We start from the raw sequence: 10,091 nt of genomic DNA on the forward strand, positions 1-10,091 counted from the left end.
CGGGCCGCTTCCGGGTGGCACTATGACGTCGTGAGTTCCGAGCGCGCGCCCCTCAGCGCCGAAGCCGTGCTGGCCGCCTCAGCGGACGCGGTGGTCTGCGTCGACAGCGAACTCCGAGTCACCCTCTGGAACCCGGCCGCCGAGCGGTTGTTCGGCTGGCGTGCGGAGGAGGTGCTCGGGGGCGAGCTGCCGATCGTCCCCGCCGAGCTGAGGGCCGAGTACGGCGCGGTGCTCGAACACGTGCGCGCCGGAACCCCGCTGTCCATCCACACCCGCCGGGTGCGCAGGGACGGCGCTGTCATCGACGTGCGGATCAACACCAACCGGGTGCCCGGCGCCGACGGCGGCGTGGCGGGGTGGGTGCTCAACATCTACCCCTCCGACAGTGACGTGCAGGCCCGCTCCTCGGCGATGGAGCGGGCCCGTCTCGTGCGGCGGCTCACCGACGTGGTCGTCGACATCAACGCCGACCTCAGCCTCAAGACCGTGCTCGACCGCATATCCCGCGGCATCACCGAGCTCACCGGGGCGGACGCGGGCGGCTTCGTCCTGCTCAACGAGGACCGCGTGGAGCTGGTCAGCATCTCGGAGCTGTCGGAGGACCTCCAGGGGTTCAGCTCGGCGCTGGACGACAGCCTGTTCGGCGAACTGCTGCGCAGCGGCAAGTCCGTGCTGCTGGCCAACGAGGACACCCGCGGCCTCCAGGACCTGGTCTGGGCCGACCTGCCCGGGCTGCACACCATCGCGCTGGGCGTGTCCAACGTGCACGGCCGCCCCTACGGCGCCCTCTACGCGCTCTACAGCCAGCGCAAGGTCGGGCACGTGGAGCTGGAGCTGCTCGAACTGCTCGCCGCGCACGCCGGGGTGGCGATCGGCAACGCGCTGGCCTACGAGGAGCTCAACCGCCAGCGCGTCCACGAGCAGGCCGTGGCCGACTCCAGCGCCGACGGGATCGCCGTGCTCGACTTCGGCGGCCGGGTGCGCAAGTGGAACCGGTCGGCGGTGGAGCTCACCGGCTACCCGGCCGAGGTGGTGGAGGGGCGCCACCCGCCCTTTCCGCTGCCCGCCTGCCACGGCCAGCCCGTCAAGCACAAGCTCCGCGACGGCCGCTGGCTCGAGATCCTGATGGCGCAGATCCCGCGCACCCACGAGTGGGTGGTGGACTTTCGCGACATCACCGCGCAGAAGGCCATGGAGGACGAGCGCGAGGAGTTCCTGGCCACGAGCGGACACGAGCTGCGCACACCCATCACCGTCATCCACGGGTACGCCACCACTCTCCTGCGCAAGTGGTCCCGGCTCAGCCCGGACTCGCAGTACCAGGCCGTCGGCACCATCGCGGAGCGCTCCTCCGCCCTGGCCGCGCTGGTGGACCGGCTCCAGTTGGGCTCGGACGTGGCGCGCGGCGAGATGCGGGTCGGCCGCGACCGGTTCGACCTGCCCGAGGTGCTGCGGCAGGCGGTCAGCGCCTTCCGGCCCCTGTCCGACCGGCACGACGTCGCCCTGGACGACCTGCCCGACCTCCCGCCCACGGCGGGAGACCCGCTGGCCACGAGCATGATCATGGACCAACTGCTGGACAACGCCCTCAAGTTCTCGCCCCGGGGCGGGGCCGTGCGCGTGAGCGCGCGGAAGGAGGGCGACGCCGTCGCGGTCGTGGTCGACGATGAGGGCGTGGGGCTGCGCCCGGGCGACGAGGAGCGGATCTTCGACCGCTTCGTGCAGTCCGGGGTGCGCGGTGAGGAGTCCCGCTTCGGCGGACTCGGGCTCGGCCTCTACATCGTGCGCCAGTTGGCCAGGGACCAGGGCGGCGACGTGACCGCCCAGCGCCTTGAGCGCGGGACGCGCATGCGGTTCACCGTGCCGCTGTACTCCGGGGAGGGCCCGGGGCCCTCTGCACGCGGCGAACCGCTCCACAGGCAACATGAGTCCCAGGAAACAACAAAAACCTCACCAACCCCCGAACCCCTGTCCCGCCAGCGTTCCCCGCGCCGACGTGCGAGCCGTACGCCGTGATTCACCTCGCGGTGGGTTTCCTCCCGAGGTGAACGGGGCATTTCCACCCCTGGTGGAATTCGCTGGCACACATCGGGCGGGTTCCGAACGGCCCGAGAAAGCACCAACGCGCAGGGATTTCGACGTGTCAGGAGACCACACCCCACTCGACGCGGGGGACAGCCCGCACAAGGTCGAGCGGAGCGTCACGCTCCCCCACACCCCCGCCACCGTGGCCGGTGCCAGGCAGCGGCTCTGCCGCGACCTCCGCGCCATGTGCGTCAGCGAGGAGTGCGTGGACGACGCGGCCCTCGTCCTCAGCGAACTCGTCAGCAACGCCCTCCGCCACGCCCGCCCCCTGCCCACCCCGGAGAACCCCGAGGACAGCGTGGGCGTGTCCTGGCGGGCCGAGGTGGACCGCGGGTCGGGGGCGTGCGGCTGGGTGGAGATCGCCGTACGCGACGGCGGCTCCAGCACCATGCCCCGGGTGGCGCGGCCCTCGGTCTCCGGCCTGGGCGGCCGGGGCCTGGGCATCGTCCAGTCCCTGTCCGGCCGCTGGGGCACCGAGATGGACGCGACCACCACCACGGTGTGGGCTGTCCTGGAGATCCCCGCCGAGGGCTCCGCCGCCGAGGAGGACACGACCCGGGGGCTGCCGGAGGGTCTCGGGGCGAATCCGTACCCGGACGCCGCCGACGTCGTCGAGCTGCGGCTGGGCGCCGCCGAGGACACCAGGGTCCGCAGCGCCCTGCTCTGAGGGAGGCCGCCGCCACCGCGGAGGAACGTCTCCGATGTCGCGAAACACCGCCAACGAGGTGGCCCGGCGCTGGTGGGGCCGCTACAGTCACGACTGTGGAGTTGAAGATATCAAGCCGGTCTCAGCAAGACGTCGCGGTGGTAACCGTTGGCGGTGAGATCGACCTGTACACGGCACCCCAGTTGCGTGATGAGCTCATCGGAGCCCTGGAGGACGGGGCACGACGGCTGGTCGTCGACATGTCGCGGGTGGAGTTCTGCGACTCGACCGGCATCAGCGTGCTGCTCTCCGCGATGAAGCGCTCCCGCGACAAGGACGGCGACCTGGAACTCGTGGCTCCCAGGCCCGCGGTGACCAAGGTCTTGGAGGTGACCGGGCTCGACGCGGTGTTCGTCATCCACCCCGACCTCGACGCTTTGCCGGTGGCCGCGGGAACCGGCACCGCCCAGTAGACGGGACGCGCGTGCTTCGTGGGGAGGGCGCCGGTCCCGAGGGGACCGCGATCGCCGTGGTCATCGCCGCCAAGGACGAGGCGGTGCGCGTGGGCAGCACCGTCGAGGCCGCCCTCGCACTGCCCGGGGTGGACCTGGTCGTCGTGGTCGACGACGGCTCCGCCGACCGCACGGCCGATATCGCGCTCGACGCCGGGGCCCGGGTGATCAGGCACAGCCGCAACCGCGGCAAGGGGGCCGCGATGGAGACGGGCGCGGAGGGCGTCCGGCTCATCGAGGAGCACGAGGCCGGGGACGGGCTCCCGCGCTCCCCCCGGCACCTGCTGTTCCTGGACGCCGACCTGGAGGCGACCGCCGCGGAGGCGGCGCCGCTCGTCGAACCGGTCCGCGACGGCAAGGCGGACATGACCATCGCCCTCTTCCCCGCGACCCGCATGCGCCTGGGCGGCCACGGGTTCGTGGTGCGCCTCGCGCGCGGCGGCGTCAGCAAGGCCACCGGGTGGGAGCCCGAGCAGCCCCTCAACGGCCAGCGCTGCCTCACGCGCGCGGCCTTCGAGGCGGCCAGGCCGCTGGCCCCCGGCTTCGGTGTGGAGACCGGCCTGACCATCGACGTGCTGAGGGCGGGCTACCGGGTGCTGGAGGTGGAGGTGCCGCTGGAGCACCGGGCCACCGGCACCGACCTGCGCGCCCAACTGCACCGGGCCCACCAGTTCGCGGACGTGGCCCGGGCCCTGGCGGTGCGCGAACTGCGGCCCACCGTGCGGCGCGGGTGGGACCGCGCCCGTGAGCGCACGCGCGCGGCGGGACGGCAACTGTCCCGCAAAATCGGGCACATGACTTGGAGAAACCGCCCGAAGTAGCCACATGGGTGCAGTGTGTAGCTATACGCTCGCTCCGTGTTCACTTCGATCCTGGCTTTGACGGGAATGCTCTCGGGACTGGGCGCGCTCGCCCTCGGCTGGCACGCGCTGTCCAGTGCCCGTGTGGTCGGCAGCGAGTCCCGGGCACTCGCCCAGCGGGCGGCCGCGGTCAGCGCCTCGGGCGTGGACCCCTTCGCCGTGCGCGACGTGGCGGTGCTCCACTACGACGCCCTGGAGGAGATGTCGGGCGCCCGCTCCTTCTCCCTGGCACTGCTCAACAGCGAGGGCGACGGCGTCGTCGTCACCTCCATCAACGGGCGCACCGAGTCGCGCACCTACGCCAAGGCGGTGGTGGGCGGGGAGTGCGACACCCTGCTCAGCCCGGAGGAGTACCGGGTCGTGCGGTCGGCCCGCCTGGGGGAGGGCGTCGGCGCGGCCGCGAACGCGGGAAGCCCCTCGTCGCGGGAGGTGCCCTCCGCCGGGGTCCGGCCGACGCCCCCGTCCGCCGTGCGGGAGGAGCCCGGGCCCCCGTCGTCCCGGGACGGGGAGCGGTGCGCGGGTGAGGACGCGGAAGCCGTTGACGCGGGTCCGACCCGGGAGCGGGACGAGGCCGCCCCGGCAGCCTCGACCGGCACGGGCGCCGGAACCGGTCCGGCCGCCTCGGCCGCCCGGACCGCCCCGACCGCTCCCACGTCCTCAGCCGTCCCGAACGGCGCGGGTGTGACCCGGGGGAAGGCGGAACCGGCTCCGGCGGGCCCGTCAGCACGGACGGCCCGCGCCACCGAACCCGTCGCGGATGACGACCGAGAGGCTTCCGAGGTCGTGCCGGCCTCGACCGGCACGGGAGCCTCAGCCGTTCGGTCCGCCTCAGCCGCCCCGGGCGGCGACCGGGAGGAGCAGGAGCCCCGCGGCCTCGTCTCGGTGATCCGCAGGACCGTCGGGCGCGGCGGCGCCGACCGTCGGCCCCCCGTCGCGGCCGTGCGTTCGGGCGTCGGAGCGGCGAGGCCGATCGCCTCCGCCAACGTCACGGTGCGGCCGGGGCCCTCCGCCACCGCGGCGGGGAGCACGGGGACCCCGGCCACCGGGAACACGGCGGCCGCCCAGCAGAGCCCGGAGGCCCCGGCCGACGAGGAGGCCGGCGGGGAGGGCGCCCGGGAAGCGGAGGCCCCCGCGCCGGAGGCGCGCAGGTGACCGCTCCGACAAGGCCCGGACTCCGGTCCGACCCCGGACACGGGACCGCGCCGCGTCCCGAAGCACCGCACCCGGCGCACCGGTCCGTATAGCCTGGTGTTATGCCCAACCGCTACGCCTACCTCGGCCCCGAGGGCACCTTCACCGAAGCCGCGCTGCGCAACCTGCGTCCCGACGCCCCCGACGAGGCCCGCGTCCCCTGCGAGGGGGTCGCCGCGGTCTTCGACGCGGTCCGCTCCGGCACGGTCGACGGCGGAGTCGTCCCTTTGGAGAACTCGGTCGAGGGCGGTGTCACCGCGACCATCGCCGAACTCGTCAACGGCGCCCCGCTCCTCGTCACCGGCGAGACCGCGGTCCCGGTCGACTTCTCCCTGTTCGCGCGGAGCGGGACGGTGCTGGAGGACGTCAAGCGGGTGGCCACCCACCCCCACGCCCTCGCCCAGTGCCGGGGCTGGCTCTCCCGCAACCTGCCCGACGCGGACACGCACACCGTCTCCTCCACGGCCGCCGCCGCGCGCGCCGTCTCCGAGCCCGGCGCGCCCTACGACGCGGCCATCTGCGCCGTGATCGCCGGGGAGCGCTACGGCCTGCACGCCCTGGCCTCCGGTATCGGCGACCGCTCCGACGCGGCCACCCGCTTCATCTACCTGTCCCGGCCCGGCGCACTGCCCGCGCCCACCGGGGCCGACCTGACCTCGCTCGTCGCCTTCATCGCCGACGACCACCCCGGCGCCCTGATCGAGGTCCTCAACCAGTTCGCCGTGCGCGGGGTCAACCTGACCCGGCTGGAGTCGCGCCCCACCGGCGACAGGCTCGGCAGCTACTGCTTCTGCATCGACGCCGAGGGGCACGTGGCCGAGGCCCGGGTCGGGGAGGCGCTCATGGGCATCCGTCGGGTCTGCCGGGACGTGCGCTTCCTGGGCAGCTACCCGCGCAGCGGCCGCACCACCGAGAACGACCCGCCCCTGCGGCCCCGACCGGCCACCGACGCCGACTTCGCCGAGGCGGAGCAGTGGCTGGCGCGCATACGCGCCGGCCGGGTCGACTGAGGCCGGTCCCCGGCTCCGTCGACGGCTCCCCGCGCGGCGCGCGAGCGGCCCCTGACGGTGGCCGCCCGCTCCCGGGTCCGCGCTCCCCCCCGGCGCCCGAGACCGGCGTTCCTCAGGCCCGGGCCACCTCGCTCGGGAAGCCCCGGCGGACCTCCTGCCCCGCGTCCGCGCGGTCCAGCTCCAGGCACAGCGCCAACCTCAGCGCGAAGTCCTCCGGGCGCGTCGCCCCCAGCACCTCCAGCGCGCTGCTGAGCTCCTCCGCGGTCATCTCGTTCAACGGCTTCACGATCGTCCCCCTACTCGGTCGTTCAAGGGAAGGACGAGGTCAGCGGGCATCTATGACGCGGTCGCGGAAAAGATGTCGGGAGGGTCGGGCCCGGACGGTAACCTGCAAGACGTGATCGACCTTCGCGCTCTTCGAGAAGACCCCGAACGACTCCGCGCCTCGCAGCGGGCACGGGGGGAGGACCCCTCCGTCGCCGACCGCCTGCTCGGGCTCGACGCCGACCGCCGCTCCGCGCTGTCCCGGTTCGAGACCCTGCGCGCCGAGCAGAAGAGCGTGGGCAGGTCCGTCTCCAAGGCCTCCCCGGAGAAGCGCGAGCAACTCCTGACCCGCGCCAAGGCCCTGGCCGCCGAGGTCAAGGAGGCCGAGGCCGAGGCGGGCCGCCTCGCCGACGAGCTGGACGCCCTCCTTTCCGGCGTGCCCAACCTCGTGGAGGAGGGCGCGCCCGAGGGCGGCGTGGACGACTTCAGGATCCTGGAGACCGTCGGCGCCCCCCGCTCGTTCGACTTCACCCCTCGCGACCACCTTGAGCTGGGCGAGATGCTCGGAGCCATCGACATGGAGCGGGGTGCCAAGGTCTCCGGGGCCCGGTTCTACTTCCTCACCGGCGTGGGCGCCCAGCTGGAGCTGGCGCTGCTCAACATGGCCATGAACCAGGCCGTCCAGGCCGGCTTCACGCCGATGATCCCGCCGGTGCTGGTGCGGCCCGAGACGATGGAGGGCACCGGGTTCCTCGGTTCGCACGCCGACGAGGTCTACCACCTGCCCGCCGACGACCTCTACCTCGTGGGCACCTCCGAGGTGCCGCTGGCCGGGTACCACTCGGGGGAGATCCTGCCCGCCGACGCCCTGCCCAACCGCTACATCGGCTGGTCGCCGTGCTTCCGCCGCGAGGCGGGCTCCTACGGCAAGGACACCCGAGGCATCATCCGCGTCCACCAGTTCAACAAGGTGGAGATGTTCGTCTACACCCACCCCGACCAGGCGCACGAGGAGCACAAGCGGCTGCTCGCCTGGGAGCGGGAGATGCTGGACAAGCTGGAGCTGCCCTACCGCGTGGTGGACATCGCCGGCGGCGACCTCGGCACCAGCGCCGCCCGCAAGTACGACTGCGAGGCGTGGGTCCCCACCCAGGAGACCTACCGGGAGCTGACCTCCACCTCCAACTGCACCGAGTTCCAGGCACGCCGCCTCAACGTGCGGTTCCGGGACGAGGACGGCAAGCCCCGCTTCGCCGCCACCCTGAACGGCACTCTGGCCACCACCCGCTGGATCGTCGCCATCCTGGAGAACCACCAGCGCGAGGACGGCTCCGTGGTGGTCCCCGAGGCGCTGCGCCCCTACCTGGGCCGCGACGTCCTGGAGCCGGTCGCCAAGGGCAGGTAGCACCCGGGGCCCGGCACCCGTACACCCGGACCGCAGGGCCCCGCGCCGGACACGCGAGGAGCCCGCCCCCGTCCGGGGGCGGGCTCCTCGTCCGGTGCTACAGGTACGGGCCGGAGCCGTGCCGGTCCTCGTCCAGGCCGCCGGGGACGCCGGGCCCCTGGGCCTGAAGACCCGCGACGCCGGGCGGCAGGGCCTTGCGCATGTTCTCCAACTGGGCGCGGGCCGCCATCTGCTGGGCGAACAGGGTGGTCTGTATGCCGTGGAACAGCCCCTCCAGCCAGCCCACCAACTGGGCCTGCGCGATGCGCAGCTCGGCGTCACTGGGTGCCGCGCCCTCCGCGAACGGCAGGGTCAGCCGCTCCAGCTCCTCGATCAGCTCGGGGGCCAGACCGTCCTCCAGCTCCTTGATGGACGAGGTGTGGATCTCCTTGAGCCTGGCCCGGCTCGCCTCGTCCAGGGGAGCGGCCTTGACCTCCTCCAGGAGCTGCCGGATCATGCTGCCGATCCGCATCACCTTGGCGGGCTGCTCCACCATGTCGGCGAGGGTGCGCGGCTCCTCCGCGCCCTCCTCGCCGTCCCCGTCGCGGTCGGTTCCCATGACCAGGATCCGAGCCTGCTCCTCCGGGTTCTCTGCGCTGCTCATCAGTCCCCTTACGTGGATGTCACCGGCACGCCGTCAACGGGGAAGAAGGATCTTTCCGGTGTGCGCGCTCGTTTCCATGACGCGGTGCGCCTCCGCCGCGTTCCGCATCGGGACCGAGCGGTCGACGACGGGGCGGACGACTCCTTGTTCTACCAACGGCCACACCTGCTCGCGTACTCCCGAGACGATGGCCGCCTTCTCCTCCAGGGGGCGGGAACGCAGGGTCGTCGCGTGGACGGAGAGCCTCTTCGCGAGCATACGCCCCAGATCTGCCTCGGCGCGGCGCCCGCCCATCAGCGCGATGATCACCAGGCGGCCGCCGGTGGCCAGCGAGCGCAGGTTGGCGTCCAGGTAGGAGCCGCCCATGATGTCGAGGACGAGGTCAGCGCCGCCCGCCTCGCGCACGCGCTCGGTGAAGTCCTCCTCCTTGTAGTTGATCAGGATCTCCGCGCCCAGTTCACGGCAGCGCTCCAACTTCTCCCGACTGCCCGCAGTGACCGCGACCCGGGCACCCAGGGCGCGGGCGAACTGGACCGCGAAGGTGCCGATGCCGCTGCCGCCGCCGTGGACCAGGACGGTCTCCCCGGCGCGCAGGCCGCCGACCATCACCAGGTTGGACCACACGGTGCAGGCCACCTCGGGCAGCGCGGCGGCCTCCACCAGGTCCACGCCCGCGGGGACGGGCAGCAGTTGGCCCACCGGAACGGCGACCTTCTCGGCGTAGCCGCCCCCGGACAGCAGGGCGCACACCCGGTCGCCCACGGACCAGCCCGAGTCCTCGGTGCCGGGGCCGAGGTCGGCGACGGTGCCCGAGCACTCCAGCCCGGGGTACTCGGAGGCGCCGGGCGGGGGCGGGTAGTCGCCCCGGCGCTGGGAGACGTCGGCCCGGTTGGCCGCGCTCGCGGCCACGTCCACCAGGACCTCCCCCTCGCCGGGGACGGGGTCGGGAACCTCGGTCCAGGCCAGGACCTCGGGCCCGCCCGGTTCACTGATACGGATCGCGTGCATGAGCCAGACAGTACCCGGGGAGGTTCCGCGGCGGGCAACGGATTCCTCTGTTCACCTGCTCGTAAGGATGCTTCGGCGGTGGCGGGCGGGTAAGAGTGATCCCAAGGAGCGGATCCCGTCTCTTCCCCGCTGGGGTATCCCTCCCTCCACAGCACGCCCCCTTCAAGCAGGAGAACTCCGGTGGCACACCAGGAACACAACGGGTCGGGTCGAAGCTCTGAGGCGGGCCCCGGAGCCGCGGCCGGGGAGCACGTCGAACCGGACCGCTCGGCGGGCGACCCGGAGGAGCACGACCCGGACGCCGCCGAGCCGGGGCCGACCGCGCCCGAACCCTCGCCCCACGACCAGTGGTTCGGCGGCTTCGAGGGCGAGGCGCCGCCTCCGCCGCCCTACGCCAGACTGCCCGAGGACACACCGCTGCTGGGCATGGGGCACCACACGCCGCCTCCGCCGGACGGGGCGGGTGG

10 protein-coding genes and 1 pseudogene are annotated in these 10,091 nt (G+C 73.2%); 8 read left to right on the plus strand and 3 right to left on the minus strand.

The window, feature by feature from the left end:
- Window positions 1-30: 30 nt before the first annotated feature.
- The 6 genes from ABD54_RS11715 (at window position 31) to pheA (ending at window position 6,304) form a co-directional block, all read left to right on the plus strand.
- Complete coding sequence (locus ABD54_RS11715) at window positions 31-2,016, plus strand: PAS domain S-box protein (RefSeq protein ID WP_047869487.1); 1,986 nt, start codon at window positions 31-33, stop codon at window positions 2,014-2,016.
- Window positions 2,017-2,140: 124 nt separating this feature from the next.
- A complete protein-coding gene (locus ABD54_RS11720; RefSeq protein ID WP_047869488.1) occupies window positions 2,141-2,752 on the plus strand; it encodes an ATP-binding protein in 612 nt (203 codons plus the stop codon).
- A gap of 95 nt (window positions 2,753-2,847) precedes the next feature.
- Window positions 2,848-3,204, plus strand: coding sequence for an STAS domain-containing protein (locus ABD54_RS11725; RefSeq protein ID WP_013156254.1), 357 nt, complete (start codon window positions 2,848-2,850; stop codon window positions 3,202-3,204).
- Window positions 3,205-3,215: 11 nt separating this feature from the next.
- Entirely contained in the window at window positions 3,216-4,064 is an 849-nt protein-coding gene (locus ABD54_RS11730; protein ID WP_047869489.1) for a glycosyltransferase, read from the plus strand.
- 36 nt (window positions 4,065-4,100) lie between these two features.
- Window positions 4,101-5,255, plus strand: a complete 1,155-nt coding sequence (locus tag ABD54_RS29595) for a DUF4446 family protein (protein ID WP_394324540.1) — start codon at window positions 4,101-4,103, stop codon at window positions 5,253-5,255.
- Window positions 5,256-5,356: 101 nt separating this feature from the next.
- On the plus strand, window positions 5,357-6,304 hold the full coding sequence (gene pheA / locus ABD54_RS11740) for a prephenate dehydratase (RefSeq protein WP_047869491.1): 948 nt from the start codon (window positions 5,357-5,359) through the stop codon (window positions 6,302-6,304).
- A 112-nt stretch (window positions 6,305-6,416) separates the two neighbouring features.
- Here pheA and ABD54_RS11745 read toward each other — a convergent pair whose 3' ends face one another.
- A complete protein-coding gene (locus tag ABD54_RS11745; protein ID WP_394324541.1) occupies window positions 6,417-6,572 on the minus strand; it encodes a mechanosensitive ion channel in 156 nt (51 codons plus the stop codon).
- A 129-nt stretch (window positions 6,573-6,701) separates the two neighbouring features.
- On the opposite strand from ABD54_RS11745, the gene serS reads away from it, so the two are divergent.
- Complete coding sequence (gene serS / locus ABD54_RS11750) at window positions 6,702-7,973, plus strand: serine--tRNA ligase (protein WP_047869493.1); 1,272 nt, start codon at window positions 6,702-6,704, stop codon at window positions 7,971-7,973.
- A gap of 97 nt (window positions 7,974-8,070) precedes the next feature.
- On the opposite strand, the gene ABD54_RS11755 is transcribed toward serS, so the two are convergent.
- Together ABD54_RS11755 and ABD54_RS11760 are read right to left on the minus strand one after the other, a co-directional pair.
- Window positions 8,071-8,616, minus strand: coding sequence for a bacterial proteasome activator family protein (locus ABD54_RS11755; RefSeq protein ID WP_047869494.1), 546 nt, complete (start codon window positions 8,614-8,616; stop codon window positions 8,071-8,073).
- A gap of 33 nt (window positions 8,617-8,649) precedes the next feature.
- Complete coding sequence (locus ABD54_RS11760) at window positions 8,650-9,624, minus strand: NAD(P)H-quinone oxidoreductase (RefSeq protein WP_047869495.1); 975 nt, start codon at window positions 9,622-9,624, stop codon at window positions 8,650-8,652.
- A 180-nt stretch (window positions 9,625-9,804) separates the two neighbouring features.
- Here ABD54_RS11760 and ABD54_RS11765 point away from each other — a divergent pair.
- Window positions 9,805-10,091: pseudogene (locus tag ABD54_RS11765) on the plus strand (chromosome partitioning ATPase); the annotation flags it as partial.

This window comes from Nocardiopsis sp. RV163, from assembly GCF_001029525.1.
In the GTDB taxonomy this organism is placed as follows: Bacteria; Actinomycetota; Actinomycetes; order Streptosporangiales; family Streptosporangiaceae; genus Nocardiopsis; species Nocardiopsis dassonvillei.

Excerpts from the sequence above, each read along its gene's own strand:
- pheA (WP_047869491.1), top strand. The coding sequence starts at position 5,357 with ATGCCCAACCGCTACGCCTACCTCGGCCCCGAGGGCACCTTCACCGAA.
- ABD54_RS11745 (WP_394324541.1), bottom strand. The coding sequence starts at position 6,572 with ATGACCGCGGAGGAGCTCAGCAGCGCGCTGGAGGTGCTGGGGGCGACG.
- ABD54_RS11755 (WP_047869494.1), bottom strand. The coding sequence starts at position 8,616 with ATGAGCAGCGCAGAGAACCCGGAGGAGCAGGCTCGGATCCTGGTCATG.
- ABD54_RS11760 (WP_047869495.1), bottom strand. The coding sequence starts at position 9,624 with ATGCACGCGATCCGTATCAGTGAACCGGGCGGGCCCGAGGTCCTGGCC.